At 70.5% G+C, this 14919-nt stretch carries 17 protein-coding genes; 9 read left to right on the forward strand and 8 right to left on the reverse strand.

All coding sequences use genetic code 11. The annotated features are described in order from the left end of the window. Positions 1-66 precede the first annotated feature (66 nt). Both ACWEQG_RS02085 and ACWEQG_RS02090 read left to right on the forward strand, forming a co-directional pair. Positions 67-714 (forward strand): MOSC domain-containing protein, encoded by a 648-nt coding sequence (locus tag ACWEQG_RS02085; RefSeq protein WP_452280939.1) that lies wholly within the window; start codon positions 67-69, stop codon positions 712-714. A gap of 55 nt (positions 715-769) precedes the next feature. Further along, positions 770-1333, forward strand: coding sequence for a hypothetical protein (locus ACWEQG_RS02090; protein ID WP_452280941.1), 564 nt, complete (start codon positions 770-772; stop codon positions 1331-1333). 98 nt (positions 1334-1431) lie between these two features. Here the strand turns inward: ACWEQG_RS02090 and ACWEQG_RS02095 are convergent, their stop codons facing one another. Further along, on the reverse strand, positions 1432-3030 hold the full coding sequence (locus ACWEQG_RS02095) for an MFS transporter (RefSeq protein ID WP_452280943.1): 1599 nt from the start codon (positions 3028-3030) through the stop codon (positions 1432-1434). Between the two features lie 30 nt (positions 3031-3060). Between ACWEQG_RS02095 and ACWEQG_RS02100 the strand changes: the two genes are divergently transcribed. Next, on the forward strand, positions 3061-4056 hold the full coding sequence (locus tag ACWEQG_RS02100) for a helix-turn-helix transcriptional regulator (RefSeq protein WP_452280945.1): 996 nt from the start codon (positions 3061-3063) through the stop codon (positions 4054-4056). Here ACWEQG_RS02100 and ACWEQG_RS02105 read toward each other — a convergent pair. Genes ACWEQG_RS02105 through ACWEQG_RS02115 form a run of 3 tightly spaced genes read right to left on the reverse strand, consistent with a single transcriptional unit; the run spans position 4038 to position 5871 of the window. Then, positions 4038-5297: a glycoside hydrolase family 18 protein gene (locus ACWEQG_RS02105; protein ID WP_452280947.1), complete on the reverse strand. Its 1260-nt coding sequence runs from the start codon at positions 5295-5297 to the stop codon at positions 4038-4040. The genes ACWEQG_RS02100 and ACWEQG_RS02105 overlap by 19 nt on opposite strands. A gap of 25 nt (positions 5298-5322) precedes the next feature. After that, on the reverse strand, positions 5323-5682 hold the full coding sequence (locus ACWEQG_RS02110) for a CDP-diacylglycerol diphosphatase (protein WP_452281651.1): 360 nt from the start codon (positions 5680-5682) through the stop codon (positions 5323-5325). Next, positions 5683-5871, reverse strand: coding sequence for a hypothetical protein (locus ACWEQG_RS02115; RefSeq protein WP_452280949.1), 189 nt, complete (start codon positions 5869-5871; stop codon positions 5683-5685). A 385-nt stretch (positions 5872-6256) separates the two neighbouring features. Between ACWEQG_RS02115 and hemW the strand changes: the two genes are divergently transcribed. Beyond that, complete coding sequence (hemW, locus tag ACWEQG_RS02120) at positions 6257-7477, forward strand: radical SAM family heme chaperone HemW (protein ID WP_452280951.1); 1221 nt, start codon at positions 6257-6259, stop codon at positions 7475-7477. Between the two features lie 71 nt (positions 7478-7548). Here the strand turns inward: hemW and ACWEQG_RS02125 are convergent, their stop codons facing one another. Continuing rightward, positions 7549-8358, reverse strand: a complete 810-nt coding sequence (locus ACWEQG_RS02125) for a DUF3097 domain-containing protein (RefSeq protein WP_452280953.1) — start codon at positions 8356-8358, stop codon at positions 7549-7551. 18 nt (positions 8359-8376) lie between these two features. Then, on the reverse strand, positions 8377-9039 hold the full coding sequence (locus tag ACWEQG_RS02130; protein ID WP_452280955.1) for a hypothetical protein: 663 nt from the start codon (positions 9037-9039) through the stop codon (positions 8377-8379). Positions 9040-9197: 158 nt separating this feature from the next. On the opposite strand from ACWEQG_RS02130, the gene hrcA reads away from it, so the two are divergent. From hrcA to ACWEQG_RS02145, 3 genes are read left to right on the forward strand one after another with little or no spacing between them, the layout of a single operon-like run. After that, positions 9198-10211: a heat-inducible transcriptional repressor HrcA gene (gene hrcA, locus ACWEQG_RS02135; RefSeq protein ID WP_363469635.1), complete on the forward strand. Its 1014-nt coding sequence runs from the start codon at positions 9198-9200 to the stop codon at positions 10209-10211. Next, on the forward strand, positions 10212-11345 hold the full coding sequence (gene dnaJ / locus ACWEQG_RS02140; RefSeq protein WP_363469637.1) for a molecular chaperone DnaJ: 1134 nt from the start codon (positions 10212-10214) through the stop codon (positions 11343-11345). A 2-nt stretch (positions 11346-11347) separates the two neighbouring features. After that, positions 11348-12082 carry a 16S rRNA (uracil(1498)-N(3))-methyltransferase gene (locus ACWEQG_RS02145; protein WP_363469639.1) on the forward strand — a complete coding sequence of 245 codons (735 nt, stop codon included), beginning with the start codon at positions 11348-11350 and terminating at the stop codon, positions 12080-12082. Between the two features lie 24 nt (positions 12083-12106). Here the strand turns inward: ACWEQG_RS02145 and ACWEQG_RS02150 are convergent, their stop codons facing one another. Together ACWEQG_RS02150 and ACWEQG_RS02155 are read right to left on the reverse strand one after the other, a co-directional pair. Further along, positions 12107-12775 carry a hypothetical protein gene (locus tag ACWEQG_RS02150; RefSeq protein ID WP_452280957.1) on the reverse strand — a complete coding sequence of 223 codons (669 nt, stop codon included), beginning with the start codon at positions 12773-12775 and terminating at the stop codon, positions 12107-12109. After that, positions 12772-13251, reverse strand: coding sequence for a SigE family RNA polymerase sigma factor (locus ACWEQG_RS02155; protein ID WP_169945498.1), 480 nt, complete (start codon positions 13249-13251; stop codon positions 12772-12774). The genes ACWEQG_RS02150 and ACWEQG_RS02155 overlap by 4 nt, the downstream gene beginning before the upstream one ends. Before the next feature lie 243 nt (positions 13252-13494). Between ACWEQG_RS02155 and ACWEQG_RS02160 the strand changes: the two genes are divergently transcribed. Together ACWEQG_RS02160 and ACWEQG_RS02165 are read left to right on the forward strand one after the other, a co-directional pair. After that, positions 13495-13839 (forward strand): histidine triad nucleotide-binding protein, encoded by a 345-nt coding sequence (locus ACWEQG_RS02160; protein ID WP_452280959.1) that lies wholly within the window; start codon positions 13495-13497, stop codon positions 13837-13839. 53 nt (positions 13840-13892) lie between these two features. Next, positions 13893-14915, forward strand: a complete 1023-nt coding sequence (locus ACWEQG_RS02165) for a PhoH family protein (RefSeq protein WP_452280961.1) — start codon at positions 13893-13895, stop codon at positions 14913-14915. Positions 14916-14919: the final 4 nt, after the last annotated feature.

The raw sequence follows: 14919 nt of genomic DNA on the forward strand, positions 1-14919 counted from the left end.
TCTGTCCGAATTGACCACAACTTAATAGGATCGCGGGGAAACATGACCATCCGTTAACGTTTGGTCATGCACATCCTCTCTGTGAACGTGGGCAGGGCCGTCGACGCCGAGTGGGCCGGAGAACTCCGGCGCACCGCCATCGACAAGCGGAAGGCCGAGGGCCGCGTCGCCGTACGCGACAACGGCCTGGAGGGCGACGAGCGCGCCGACGTGGCCCACCACGGTCACCCCGACCAGGCGGTGTACGCCTACGCGCGGGAGGACTACGACTGGTGGGAGCCGCGCATGGGCCGGGACCTGCGTGACGGCCGGTTCGGGGAGAACCTGACGACGTCCGGGGCCGACGTGAGCGGCGCGCTCCTCGGCGAGCGGTGGCGGGTCGGCACGGCCGTCCTCCAGGTCACCTACCCCCGCATCCCATGCGTGGTGTTCCGCAACTGGCTGGACGAGCGCGGCTGGGTGAAGCGCTTCACCGAGGCCGGCCGCCCCGGCGCCTACCTCCGGGTGGTCGAGCGGGGCGAGCTCGGCGCGGGCGACGAGATCGAGGTGCTCGACCGGCCCTCGGACGGCGTGACGATCGCCGAGGCGTTCCGGGCCTACCACGGCGACAAGGACCTGATGCGGCGGGTCCTCGCCGTCCCCGGCCGCAGCGAGAGATGGGACCAGGCCGCCGAGCGTGTCCTCGGCAACCGCACCGGCGTCGTCGCGTCCTGATCACGAAGTGCCCGCGGCCCTCGGTCCCGGCCGTGGAGTGATCTACCGTGGGCGGATGAGACGGTTCGCGGGTCCGCTTGTGCTGGGGGTGATCGCGTTCGGGGCTACGGGCTGCACCGTTCCCCAGAACGGGATCACCGGCGTCGGCGTCGACCGGGCCGGGAACCTCGTCATCGTTCTGGCGTGGTGCGGACGGCAGCCGGATGGCGTGACCGTCTATCACCGCCAGTTTCCGGAGGACCCCACTCCGGCGGCGTACGACCCCGACGCGGGCGGGCCGCCCAATCCCGCCATCGACGACGCCTTCTACCTGGCTCCCCGGGTGGCTGGTGAGACGGCGTCCTTCCGGCTCGACGCTCCGGGCGACGGCTGGCGGGCAAAGCAGCAGATCCCGGCGTTCAACCCGGCCGTCACGTACACGGCGTTCGGCGGGACGCTCGACAACACTTATTCGACGTCGCACGTCGAGTTCCAGGTCGGCGACGCGGACAAGCTCAGACGCAATCCGGGCACGGTGCTCGTCAACGACTTCGACCCCCGTACGGACAAGGTCGTCGACGTGCTGATCCCGCAGGCCGAGTTCGACCGGAAAGGACGGACGGCATACTGTCCGGACTAGGTGAACCGGGCGAGAGTCGACTTGTGTACCCCAGGGGCTCGCGTCGCATGGCGGGCCGATATCAGCTGCGTGAGGCGCCATCATAGACGCGAGTCCGGTCATCGCGCCGTGCTTGTCACTCGATCGCCTGTTCGCCGAGGCGGGGTGCCGGCATCGCCCTTTGCCGTCACCGATCCGGGAAGACGGCGAAGGGTGAGGACGCCGAGCGCCGCATGCAGGACGCTGGCCACGACGGCGGCCACATGAAGGCCGGTGACGAAGGCCGCCTTCGCCTGCGCTGCCACCGTGGTCGGGACATCGGGAAGCTGGAGGGTTTCGTCCAGGGTGGGCGCCAGGTCCGGCCCGTGGAGCCGGAAGACCAGGGCGGCGAGTGAGCCGAGGAGAGCGATGCCGAGGGCGTTGCCGATCTCGTTGCTGGTCTCGGCGATCGCGCCCGCCGAGCCGGCTCGTTCCGGGGGGACGGCGCCGACGGCGGTGTCGGCGACGACGCTGAAACAGACGCCGAATCCCACACCCGCGATCGCTGTGGAAGCGACGTACCAACCGATTCCGCCCGTGATCGTCGTGGGGAGGAGGAGCAACAGACCCGCAGCGATGGAGAAGTGGCAGATGATGAGGGAAGTGCGCTTGCCGATGCGATCGACCACGAAGGGCGTGACGACGCAGGTGACGGTGAGAACCACGGCGCCGGGAAGTGCGAGGAGTGCGGCGCGCAGGACGGACAGGTCGAGAACGGACTGGAGATAGACGCTCGCCAGGTACGCCATCGCCGACCACGCCGCCAGCGGCAGCATGCCGGTGATGATCGCCACCGTGAAGACCCGGTCGCGGAAGAGCGAGAACTCGATCAACGGATGCCGCAGGAGCCGCTGCCTGCGGGTGAACCACGCCAGCAGCGCCAGCCCTGCGACGGCCGCGAGAACCGGGACGATCGACAGACCTTCGGCGGCGGCGTGCTTGAGGCCGTAGATAGTCAGAAGGAGACCGGCCGAGGAGGTCACGACACTGAGCGCGTCGACGCGGCCTGGGCGGGTCGCACGGACCTCGCGAAGCAGGATCGGTGCGAAGAACAGGAACAGAACGAGGACGGGGAGGTTGATCAGGAAGACCGAGCCCCACCAGAACCGTGCCAGCAGGACGCCACCGGCGACGGGGCCGATGGCGAACCCGGCTGCGAACGCCGCGGCGAAGATGCCGACGGCTTGCGCACGTCGCCGTGGGTCGGTGAACAGTTCGCTCAACACGGCCAGAGCCGATGGCAGGAGCGTCGCACCCGCTATTCCCATCAGCGCCCGGGCGACGATGAGAAGCTCGGGGGTCGGCGCGAACGCCGCTGCCGCGGAGCCGATGCCGAAGGCCGTCGTGCCGATCATGAGCAACTTCAGCCGGCCGTACCGGTCGCCGATGTTGCCGAACGCGATCAGTAGAGAGCCGACGGCGAAGCCGTAGACGTCCAATATCCACAAGGCCTGATCGCCGGTCGGCGTCAGGGCCTGGCTGATCCGGGGCAACGCCAGGAACAGGATCGACCCGTCCATCGAGACCAGCAGTACGGGCCCGAGGATCACCAGAAGACCGAGCCAGGACCGCAGCCCCGACGATTTGTGCGCGTGCTCGTGATGCATGCTTCGACGGTCCGGCAAGGCGGGCGCGCCAACCAGCCTCTTGCTGTGGGTGCTCTCGGCAGGTACACCCACAGCGTGCTCGGTCGCCCTACGCTCGATGTCGTGGAGAGTCTTGGCGCGTTTCTGAGGAGCCGTCGTGATCGGACAACGCCCGACGACGTGGGGCTGCGCACTTTCGGGACCGCTCGCCGGGTTCCCGGCCTGCGGCGTGAGGAGCTCGCGCAGCTCGCCGGAATGAGCGCCGGTTACTACACGCGTCTGGAGCAAGGTCTGGCGGAGAGCCCTTCCACGCAGGTGCTCGGCGCTCTCGCGCGGGTGCTGCGGCTCGACGAGATCGAGACCGTGCACCTCCGGAACCTCGCGCGTCAATCCGCGAATCCCGGCCTCGCCGCACCGCCCGAAGAAGAGCCGCACCCCCGAGTCCTCGCACTCCTGGAATCCCTGGGAGACGCGACGCCGGCGATCGTGCTCGGCCGTCGTGGCGACGTGCTCGCGTGGAACCGCACCGGTCACGCGCTCGTCGCCGAGCACGTTCCCTTCGACGCGCCATGGAACGCGGCGCGCCGGCCGTCCATCCCGCGGATGTTCTTCCTCGATCCGCTCACCCGCGAGCTGTACGGCAATTGGGAAGAGCTCGCCCGCATCCACGTCGCCTACCTCCGGCTCACGGTGGGGAGATTCCCCGCGGACGCACGCCTTGCGGAGCTGATCGGAGAGCTCACCATGCGCAGCGACGAGTTCTCGATGATGTGGACGATCGGGGAGGTCGCCGACTGCACGGTGGGGACCATGCACCTGCGGCATCCCACGGTGGGCGCCGTGAGCGTCTCCTACCAGGTCTGGCTCCAGCCCGACAGCCCCGATCACCGCCTGGAGATCTACACCCCGAACGACCCGAGCTCCGCCGGCGCCCTGCGCGTCCTCGCACGGCAGAGCCGGGGACCACAGACCCCGCACACGGTTCGGCTGCGCCACGGCCCCGTCCGCCTCGACGGCGCTGAGGCCGAGACGGGTGGTGCGGAGCCGGACACCTTCATCCGGGAGGGGAGCCGCGACGGCTCCCTCCCCGAGACGCCGGGTCAGCGCAGGACGGAGTAGAGGGCGGTGGTGAGGGAGGCCTTGGCGTCGTCCTGGTCGATGGACCAGAGCATGGAGCCGCCGAGGCCCTTGAGCCGGATGTAGGCGGCCTTCTCCAGCATGACGGCGGGGTCGTCGTAGGACCAGAACTCGTTGCCGTCGTAGAGCCACAGGGTGCCGGTGAGCAGGTCGCGGTAGCGCTTGCCGGGCTTGTTGACGAGGTTCTTGTAGTCTTCGTTGCCGGCGGCCCAGGTGCCGGGGGCGGGTCCGGTGGCGGTGGCGTACAGGCCGTTGCCGCGGGAGGTCACGCCGGTCCAGCCCTGGCCGTAGGCGGGGACGCCGATGACGATCTTCCGTGCGGGGGCGCCGCGTCCGGTGTAGTCGCGTACGGTCTGGTCGACGCTGAACTTCACCTCGTTGGGGTCGCGGCGGTCGGTGAGCAGGTTGGCCTGGTGGCCGGTGCGGTTCTCCCAGGTTCCGTGCAGGTCGTAGCCCTGGACGGTGGCGAAGTCGAGCTGGTCGAACACCTTGCGGACCTCGAATCCGGCGTCGATCTTGGCGGCGGCGGCGGGGAGGAACGCGGTCAGTTCGGCCCGCCGGTCGTACGCCTTCATCTGTCGGCGCAGTTCGGCCAGGAACAGGGTGAAGTTCTGCTTGTCCTCGGGGCGGATGACGTTGCCGTCGTTGCCGGCCGAGCCGGGCCACTCCCAGTCGAGGTCGATGCCGTCGAAGACGCCGGCGGCGGTGCCGGGGGGCAGGCCGGGCAGGTCGCCCTTGAGCCACAGTCCGACGCAGGAGGCGGCGAGCGTGGCGCGGGATTCGGGGGTGAGGACGGCGTCGGAGAAGTACTTCGAGCCGGTCCAGCCGCCGAGGGAGATGAGGACCTTCAGGCCGGGGTGGCGGGCCTTGAGCTTCTTGAGCTGGCCGAGGTTGCCCTTGAGCGGCTGGTCGTCGGTGTCGGCGACACCGTCGACGCTCTGCTCGGCGGGCACGGGACGCTGCCAGTCGGCCCAGGGGTCGGCGGAGTAGCAGGTGCCCTCCGGGCCGACGAACCCGAAGGCGTAGTTGAGGTGGGTCAGCTTCCCGGCCGCACCACTGGAGTCCACATCCTTCACGTGGAAGTTCCGTCCGTAGACGCCCCACTGGATGAAGTAGGCCACCCGCTTGTAGCGGTCCCCGCCGCCGGTGGTGGCCTGGGCCGCTGACGGCGCGAGTGCGGCCGCCAGGGTGGCGGCGACCGCCACTGCGAGGGTCCTTCTCATGTGCACGCCGGCCTCCGAGCGCTTTTTATAGGAAAGTTTCCTGTAAATTGTCGCGATCGTAGACCCGGGTGATCAGGGCGTCAATGGCAGCGCCGAGAGACGGCGGACGGGGAGCCGTGCGCCGCGAGTTCGCCACGGTTCTGGCGGCCAGGTTGTCCTGGGCGGCGAGGTCGTGCCAGGACTCCCAGCGCGCCCTCGCCATGTGAATGTGCAGCTGGTCGAAATCCCTGGCCTGCTTCGAATTGATCCCCAATGCCACCGGGGTGGGAACCACGGCGGGAGGTTGGGTGGCATAGAAGTCCGCGGCCCTCCAGTAATTCGGCGCGCTGCTGCCGCAGATCCAGGAACATTCGATACCGCTGATCCGCTCGGTGGGGACGAGAATTCAATTGACGTACTTCTTCTTGCTCTTGGCGCCGCCCATCACCACATGGTCGGCATGGTTCTGCAGGCAGGTGTTGTTGCTGTGACACTTCTGGCTGCGCCGCCAGAGAGAGTCGGAGCCGGTGGTCTTGCCGCATTCCTTGGGATCAGGCCCTTTGGCGAGGCTCGACGAGGGCGCGGCGGCCCGCACTGCGGCTCCGGCCGTCGATGAGACCGGAATCGGAGATCGGCGCGCTCGGGCCGGTTGATCCCCTGCCTGGCGGCCGATAAAAGCCGCTGGCGCAGCCTTGAGTTTCCCGGAAAGATCGAAACACTTCCCCGGGTGCTCCGGGAATCGCCGGGTGTTCCGCTGTCGGGCGTGCACGGCGGCTGGTGTTGTTGAGGCGGTGATTTGTCATGGCGTTACGCGGCGGCCGGGCAGGCGCGCATTAGACTGATCGGTCACGACAAATGATGCGATATTTGGGCGAGTGCGGCAAAGGCGAATAGGGCGGCAATCCCCGATGGGGCTCAGTCCGAGCTCCGGTGATCGGGGGCGTCGAGGGCAGGGTGTGAGTGGCGGCAGACTGGAGAGCGTGCCTTCTGTGCTTCCCGACGGCGATCCCGTCCCCGAGAGCGGCGAGCTGCCGTCCGGGGCCCTGGACGGGCTCGGCTCCCGTCCGTTCGGCTTCTACGTGCACGTGCCGTTCTGTGCGACACGCTGCGGCTACTGCGACTTCAACACCTACACGGCGGCGGAGCTGGGCCCCGGCGCCGCGCAGCGCGACTACGCCGCCACCGCGGTCGAGGAGATACGGCTGGCCCGGCGCGTGCTGGGGGACGCCGCACCGGCCGTGGAGACCGTGTTCTTCGGCGGCGGCACGCCGACGCTGCTGCCCGCCGCCGATCTCGTACGGATCCTCGACGCGATCGGTGCGGAGTTCGGCCTGCGGCCCGGCGCCGAGGTGACGACCGAGGCCAACCCCGAGTCCGTGGACCAGACCTACCTGAAGGAGTTGCGGGCGGGTGGGTTCACCCGGGTGAGCTTCGGCATGCAGAGCGCGGGCGAGCACGTCCTCGCCGTCCTCGACCGGCGGCACACCCCCGGCCGCCCCGCCGAGGCCGTACGGGAGGCCCGCGAGGCCGGGTTCGAGCACGTCAACCTCGACCTCATCTACGGCACGCCGGGGGAGAGCGACGACGACTGGCGGGCCTCGCTGGAGGCCGCGCTGGCCGCCGGGCCCGACCACGTCTCGGCGTACTCCCTGATCGTCGAGGACGGCACCCGGCTCGCCGCCCGCATCCGGCGCGGTGAGCTGCCGATGCCGGACGACGACGTGGCTGCCGACCGCTACCTGATCGCCGAGGAGATGCTGACGGCCGCCGGCCTGAGCTGGTACGAGGTCTCCAACTGGGCGGCGGGCGACGAGGCCCGCTGCCGGCACAACCTGCTCTACTGGACCGGCGGGGACTGGTGGGGGGCCGGGCCGGGCGCGCACAGCCACGTCGGCGGCACCCGCTGGTGGAACGTCAAGCATCCCGCGGCGTACGCCGCACGCCTGGCGGCGGAGACCTCGCCCGCGCACGCCCGCGAGGTGCTGTCGGCGGAGGACAGGGCCGTCGAACGGGTCATGCTGGAGCTGCGCCTGGTCTCGGGCCTGCCGCTCGCGGACATCGCCCCCGAGGCGCGTACGGCGTGCGCGCGGGCCCTGGCGGACGGGCTGCTGCAGGTCGAGGCGTTCAAGGCGGGCCAGGCCGTGCTCACGCTGCGCGGCAGGCTGCTCGCCGACGCCGTTATCCGCGATCTGGTCCCCTGAAGCGCTGCGCCTGCGAGATCACCACGTACGCCGCCGCCGGACAGGAGCCGTCCGTCCGGAGGGCTGCGCGATCACGGCGAGGGGATCGTGACGAAGTCGATCAGTTCTTCCACGCGGCCGAGCAGCTCGGGTTCCAGGTCGGCGTAGGTCGTGACCCGGCCCAGGATGTGCCGCCACGCCTCCTGGGGGTCCATCCGCCAGCCGAGGGCCGCGATCACCCCCTCCTTCCAGGGCACACCGCGCGGCACGTCCGGCCAGGCGGGGATGCCGAGCGCCCGCGGCTTGACCGCCTGCCAGATGTCCACGAACGGGTGTCCGACGACGAGCACGTCGTCCCCGGACACCCGGGCGGCGATGCGGCTCTCCTTCGAGCCGGGCACCAGATGGTCCACGAGCACGCCCAGCCGCCGGCCCGGCTCGGGGGAGAACTCCTCGACGATGGCGGGGAGGTCGTCGACGCCCTCCAGGTATTCGACGACGACGCCCTCCACCCGCAGGTCGTGTCCCCAGATCTTCTCGACCAGGGCGGCGTCGTGGACGCCCTCGACGTAGATGCGGCTCTCCCTGGCGACCTGCGCGCGCAGGCCCTCGACCGCGATCGACCCCGAGGCGCTCCGCAGCGGCCCCTTCGGGCCCGCCTGGGGGCGCACCAGGGTGACCGGTTCGCCGTCAAGGAGGAACCCGGCGGGGGTCAGCGGGAACACCCGCCGCCGGCCGAACCGGTCCTCGAGCGTCACCGCCTCCTTGTCGCAGGCCACCACGGCGCCGCAGAAGCGGCCCTCGGCGTCCTCGACCACGAGCTCGGGCTCGGCCGGGATCTCGGGGATCCGCCCCCGCCGTGGCCGCCGCCAGTCTCCGGAAAGCACGTCCCGCCCGTACATGCGGGGAACGCTAGCAAATCACGCCATGCGACGGCGGGCCCCGGAACGGCGCACCAGCACGACGATCGTCACGATCACCGCGGCCAGGAAGCCGACGACGGGGAGCGCGAGCAGCGCGAGCGCACCGCCCACCAGTTTGCCGATGTCCCCGGTGAGCTGCTTGCCGACGCCGAACCTCACCCCGTCGCCGTCGCAGGCGAGCTGGTACGTGCCCGCCCGCGGGACGCCGGCCTCGAACAGCAGCTCCCAGGTGGTGCCGTTAAGCGCGACGGTCTGGGAGGCGGCCGGCCGGGTCAGCCGCACTTGCGGGTCGGTGCCGTCGCCGAGCCGGCAGCTGACGTCGGTGGGCTGGTCGACCGCCGCGTAGATGGCGGGCTTGTCCGCGGGGTCGAGCGCGACGCTCACCGACTGCCCGCCGGAGAAGGTCGTGGTGGGCGCGATGTCGCCGATCGTGGAGAACAGTCCGCCGGCGAACCCGCCGACCCCGGCCACCAGCAGGACGAGGAAGAGCGCCCAGGAGAGGAAGACCCACAGCAGGCGGGGCCGGATGGGCCGGGAGCCGCCGTACGGCGGGGGGACGGGGTTGGGCATCCGCAGGGTCGCGCCGGGCGGCATGGCGGGCGCGGGGCGGGGGACCCGCATGGTGGCGTCGGCCGGAGCGGGGTTGTGATTCTCGTACATGAGATGAAGAGTCCACCATGCCACTTGCCGTCGATTTGCAGCCCACTTGTCCTGGTGCCCTCCGCGTTATCGCACCACGTGGGGTGGTAGCCGTACACTTGGCACTCGGGAACACAGAGTGCCAGAGTCGGTGTTTCCAGGCACAGGGAGGTGACACATTGCTCGACGACCGCAAGCTCGCCGTTCTGCGCGCCATCGTCGAGGACTACGTGTCCACCAACGAGCCGGTGGGGTCCAAGGCCCTGGCGGACAGGCACAACCTCGGCGTCTCCCCGGCGACGATCCGCAACGACATGGCGGCATTGGAGGAGCAGGGGTACATCACCCAGCCCCACACCAGCGCCGGCAGGGTGCCCACCGACAAGGGCTACCGCCTGTTCGTCGACCGGCTGTCGCAGATCAAGCCGCTGTCGGGCGCCGAGCGCAGGGCCATCGAGACCTTCCTCGCGGGGGCGGTGGACCTCGACGAGATCGTCATGCGCACGGTGCGGCTGCTCGCGCAGCTCACCCGGCAGGTCGCGGTGGTCCAGTACCCCTCGCTGACGAGGTCGTCGGTCCGGCACGTGGAGATCGTCCCGATCGCCGAGCGGCGGGTCATGCTGGTGCTGATCACCAACACGGGACGGGTCGAGCAGCGGGTGGTCGACCTGCCCGAGGCCATCGCCGACGACCGGATCGCCAACCTGCGCGCCGTGCTCAACGCGTGCCTGGACGGGTGCGGGCTGTCCCAGGTGCCCGAGACCGTGGCCGAGGTGCCCGAGCGGCTGCCCCCGGAGGACAGGCCCGCGGCGGCCACGATCCTGTCCGTGCTGCTCGAGACGCTCGTGGAGCGGCACGAGGAGAAAATCGCCTTCGCCGGTACGGCCAACCTCGCCGCCGCGGATTTCAGCGTCGGCCTGCGCGGCGTGCTGGAGGCGCTGGAGGAACAGGTCGTCCTCATCCGCCTGCTGGGTGAGACCGGCGGGCTGTCCGACATCACCGTCCGAATCGGATCCGAGAACCCCTACAGCGGGTTGCGCGGCACCTCTATCGTGGCCGCCGGGTACGGTTCGGGCGACAGGGAACTGGCCCGGCTCGGAGTGCTGGGCCCGACACGAATGGACTATCCGGTGACGATGGGTGCGGTACGCGCGGTGGCGCGGTACGTCGGCCAGATCCTGGCGGGGTCATAAGTGTCCAACGACTACTACGCGACCCTTGGCGTCCGGCGCGACGCCAGCCAGGAAGAGATCAAGAAGGCGTACCGCCGCCTGGCCCGTGAGCTGCACCCGGACGTCAACCCCGATCCGGAGACCCAGGAGCGGTTCAAGGAGATCAACCAGGCGTACGAGGTGCTGTCCGACACGGGCAAGCGCCGTATGTACGACATGGGCGCCGACCCGTTCGGCGGCGGCGCGGGGGCCGGGGCCGGCGGCTTCGGCGCGGGCTTCCCGTTCAGCGACATCATGGACGCCTTCTTCGGCTCGGCGGGCGCGGCGCGGGGTCCCCGCTCGCGTGCCCGCCGGGGCCGCAACGCCACGATCCGGGTCGAACTCGACCTGTCGGAGGCGGCGTTCGGCACGACCCGCGAGATCATGGTCGACACGGCCGTCGTCTGCGACGTCTGCCAGGGCTCCGGGGCGGCGGCGGGCACCCACCCCGACACCTGCGACATGTGCCACGGACGCGGTGAGGTCTCGCAGGTGACCCGCTCGTTCCTCGGCCAGGTCATGACCTCACGCCCCTGCCCCCAGTGCGGCGGGTTCGGCAGCGTCATCCGGCATCCCTGCATGGAGTGCTCGGGCGAGGGCCGGGTCAGGACCCGGCGCACGATCAAGGTCAGGATCCCGGCCGGCGTCGAGGACGGCACGCACATCCAGCTCGCCGGCGAGGGCGAGGTCGGTCCCGGCGGCGGGCCTCCCGGCGATCTGTTCCTGGAGATCGTCGAGCGGCCGCACCAGATCTTCGAGCGGCGCGGCGACGACCTGCACTGCACCGTCCACATCCCGATGACCGCCGCCGCGCTCGGCACCTCGATCACGGTCGAGACCCTCGACGGCCCCGAGGACATCGACGTGCGGCCGGGCACCCAGGGCGGCCAGGTCATTCCGCTGTACGGCAAGGGCGTCCAGCGGCTCAACGAGACCGGCAGGGGCGACCTGCTGATCCACGTCAACGTCGAGACGCCGGCCAAGCTCGACCCGCAGCAGGAGGAACTGCTGCGCGAGCTGGCGAAGCTGCGCGGGGAGGAGCGGCCGCCCGGCAAGTTCTCCCCGGGGCAGCAGGGCTTCTTCTCCCGCCTGCGGGACGCCTTCAACGGCCGCTGAGCATGAGCGTTCCCGTGTTCCTGTCGGACGCGGCCGGCCGGACGGCGGACACCATCGTCCTGGACGGGCCGGAGGGCCGGCACGCCGCCGCCGTACGCCGCCTGCGCCCGGGGGAGCGGATCGACCTGACCGACGGCGCGGGGCGGGTGGCCGAGTGCACGGTCACGGCGGCGGGCAAGGACTCGCTGACCGCCGAGGTGCTGCGCCGGTTCGAGGTGCCGCCGCCCCGGCCGAGGCTGGTGGTCGTGCAGGGTCTGCCGAAGGGCGACCGGGGCGAGCTCGCGGTCGAGATGATGACCGAGGCCGGGGTCGACGTGATCGTCCCATGGGCCGCCACCCGCTGCGTCACGCAGTGGAAGGGCGACCGGGCCGCCAAGTCCCTCGCCCGCTGGCGGGCCACGGCCCGCGAGGCGGCCAAGCAGGCCCGGCGCTTCCACCTGCCCGAGGTGACCGAGCAGGCCACGACCGCGCAGGTCCGCTCGCTCGCCTCCGCGGCGGCGCTCGCGGTCGTGCTGCACGAGGAGGCCGCCGAGCCGCTGAGCCGCCTGCCGCTGCCGGAGCGGCCGGGCGACATCGTCATGATCGTGGGCCCGGAGGGCGGCGTCGCCGAGGAGGAGATCGCCGCGTTCCGCGAGGCGGGAGCCGTACCGGCCCTGCTGGGGCCCACGGTGCTGCGCACCTCGACGGCGGGCGTGGTGGCGGCGGCCGTCCTGCTGTCGCGCTGCGGCCGCTGGTGACGGCGGCCCGCGGCGGCGGGCCGGTCAGGAAGCGGGCGACTCGCTCGCCGAGTTGAGCGTGGCCGTCTCCGTCGGCATCGGGCTCGGGGCCGACGACGACGGGGCGGACGTCGTGGGCGGAGCCGTCGAGGGGCGGGCCGAGACCGTGGGCGCGACCGTGGGCGGCTGCGTCACCGGGGTCGGCGAGCACGACGGCGGCAGGGCCGGGTCGGGCTCGACGACGCCTGCCTGGGTCGTGGATGTGACACAGGGGTCGGACGGCGAGGGCGACGGTTTGGTGGTCGTGCCCGTCTTGTGCGTCGGGGACGGGCTCGGCCGCCCGCGCGACGGGCTCGGTGTAACAGGCACGATCACGACCGGCTGCGAGGGCGCCGTGTTGGGCGGCCGGTTCATCGACGAGGTGTCCGTCCTGTCCTCGCGCTCGTCGCCGGCGGGGGCGATTCCCGTCGACTGCGCCACCTGGTCGCGCAGGCCGGGGACGACCGCCACGACCGCGCCCGCCACGAGCACGGCCCCGGCGACGGCGGCTCCGACGCGCCACCACAGCATGTTCCGCAGGCCGCGCAGACCGCGCTGGTCGATCCGCCCGCGGATGATCTCGAGTCCATCGGGAGACGGCACGACCGCGTCCGCCTCCGCGCGCAGGGCACGGCGGAGCAACTCGCCGTACTCGTCGTCGGGCGGGAAGGTCATGAGAACTGCTCCAGTGCCATCCGTAGTGCGGCCATGCCGCGGGCCGTGTGACTTTTCACCGCGCCCTTGCTGATGCCCATCGCGTGCGCGATCTCGGCCTCCGACAGGTCGCCGTAGTATCGCAGCACCAGCGCCTCGCGCTGGCGGGTGGGTAAGCCGCGCAGCGCCTCGATGACGGCCGAACGCTCGAGCTCACCGATCGCGCCGTTCTCCGCGCTCGGCGCGTCCGGCAGGCCCTTGGGCGCGTACTTCTCGACGACCGCGCGGTGCCGCAGCACGGAACGCGATCGGTTCACGACCGATTGGCGGAGGTAGGCCAGTGCCTTGTCGGTGTCCCTCAGCCTGCGCCAGGCGCCGTGGATGGCGACGAACGCGTCCTGAACGACCTCTTCCGCGCTGGCCACATCACGCACCAGCAGCACGGCGAGACGCACCAATGACCGATAGTGAGCGCTGTACAGCGCCGTCACGGCCATGTCGGCATCCCACCCGACGGGCACCGTTCCCAACGACCTGTCGGCCACGAGGGTCTCGGTGGTCACATCGATAGGACGCTCGTCATCCCCGGGGGGTTTACGTTCTTCCGAATCATGAGGGGGCATGGCCCAGCGGTGTCCTCGCCCGACACTAGGGGGGTTTTCTGGTGCAGTCTCGCACACTCACATTAGCTGGGGGGATCTTTGCAGTCATCAACTAACGCAACGGCTAGGCTTTCGCGCGTGAGTGACTGCCTCTTCTGCAAGATCGTGGCCAAGGAGGTCCCGGCGGACATCGTCCTGGAGGCCGGGCGGGCGCTGGCCTTCCGCGACATCAACCCGCAGGCTCCCACGCACGTCCTCGTCGTGCCCAAGGCCCATCACGAGAACGCCGCCGCGCTCGCGGCGGCCGACGACGGCCTGGCCGACGACCTGCTCAAGGCCTGCCACGCGGTCGCCGTGCAGGAGGGCGTGGCCGAGACCGGCTACCGCGTCGTGTTCAACACCGGACCCGGCGCCGGGCAGACCGTCTTCCACGTGCACGCACACGTGATCGGCGGCCGTAGCCTCACCTGGCCCCCCGGCTGAGCGGCTAGAGTGGGAAGGAACTAGGGAGGCGATCAGGGCCGCAAGGGCCGCCCATGTCCGAGTCACAGCAAATCAGCAAGACCCAGGCCAAGGTAGTCATCCCCGAGGGGCAGCCGATGGTCAGCCTCCTCGGGTCGGGTGACGAGCTGCTGCGGGTCATCGAGGGCGCCTTCAGCGCCGATATCCACGTGCGGGGCAACGAGATCACCATCACCGGCAGTCCGGAGGAGAGCGGCGTCGTCGTGCGCCTCTTCGAGGAGCTGGTGGAGTTGGTCGGCTCGGGTGCCGAGCTGTCCCCCGACGCGGTCGAGCGCAGCATCCACATGCTGCGGCAGGCCACCGATCGTCCGGCCGAGGTCCTGTCCCTGGACATCCTGTCCACGCGGGGCCGGACCATCCGCCCGAAGACGGTCAACCAGAAGCGGTACGTCGACGCGATCGACAGGCACACCATCGTCTTCGGCATCGGGCCCGCCGGCACCGGCAAGACGTACCTGGCGATGGCGAAGGCCGTGAAGGCCCTGCAGAACAAGCGGGTCAACCGGATCATCCTCACCCGCCCCGCCGTCGAGGCGGGGGAGCGGCTCGGCTTCCTGCCCGGCACGCTCTACGAGAAGATCGATCCATACCTGCGGCCGCTTTACGACGCGCTGCACGACATGCTCGACCCCGACTCGATCCCCCGACTGATGTCGGCCGGGACGATCGAGGTCGCGCCGCTCGCCTACATGCGCGGCCGGACCCTCAACGACGCCTTCATCATCCTGGACGAGGCGCAGAACACCTCGCCCGAGCAGATGAAGATGTTCCTGACCCGGCTCGGCTTCAACTCGAAGATCGTGGTCACCGGCGACGTCACGCAGATCGACCTGCCGGGCGGTCAGGACAGCGGCCTGAAGGTCGTCCAGCACATCCTCGAGGGCATCGAGGACATCCATTTCAGCAGGCTGACCAGCGCCGACGTCGTGCGGCACAAGCTGGTGAGCGACATCGTCGACGCCTACGGCCGCTACGACGCCGCGATGGCCTCCGAGCCGCGCGCGATCAACAAGCGACCGCGGAACAACCGGCGGTGAGCAC

This window comes from Microbispora sp. NPDC004025 (genome assembly GCF_053604425.1).

What these genes read in the sequence shown, in the direction of transcription:
- ACWEQG_RS02130 (WP_452280955.1), bottom strand. Translation starts at nt 9,039, where the DNA reads ATGTACGAGAATCACAACCCCGCTCCGGCCGACGCCACCATGCGGGTC.
- ACWEQG_RS02165 (WP_452280961.1), top strand. Translation starts at nt 13,893, where the DNA reads ATGTCCGAGTCACAGCAAATCAGCAAGACCCAGGCCAAGGTAGTCATC.
- ACWEQG_RS02155 (WP_169945498.1), bottom strand. Translation starts at nt 13,251, where the DNA reads ATGGCCGTGACGGCGCTGTACAGCGCTCACTATCGGTCATTGGTGCGT.
- ACWEQG_RS02090 (WP_452280941.1), top strand. Translation starts at nt 770, where the DNA reads ATGAGACGGTTCGCGGGTCCGCTTGTGCTGGGGGTGATCGCGTTCGGG.
- ACWEQG_RS02145 (WP_363469639.1), top strand. Translation starts at nt 11,348, where the DNA reads ATGAGCGTTCCCGTGTTCCTGTCGGACGCGGCCGGCCGGACGGCGGAC.
- ACWEQG_RS02125 (WP_452280953.1), bottom strand. Translation starts at nt 8,358, where the DNA reads ATGTACGGGCGGGACGTGCTTTCCGGAGACTGGCGGCGGCCACGGCGG.
- ACWEQG_RS02150 (WP_452280957.1), bottom strand. Translation starts at nt 12,775, where the DNA reads ATGACCTTCCCGCCCGACGACGAGTACGGCGAGTTGCTCCGCCGTGCC.
- ACWEQG_RS02085 (WP_452280939.1), top strand. Translation starts at nt 67, where the DNA reads ATGCACATCCTCTCTGTGAACGTGGGCAGGGCCGTCGACGCCGAGTGG.
- ACWEQG_RS02105 (WP_452280947.1), bottom strand. Translation starts at nt 5,297, where the DNA reads ATGAGAAGGACCCTCGCAGTGGCGGTCGCCGCCACCCTGGCGGCCGCA.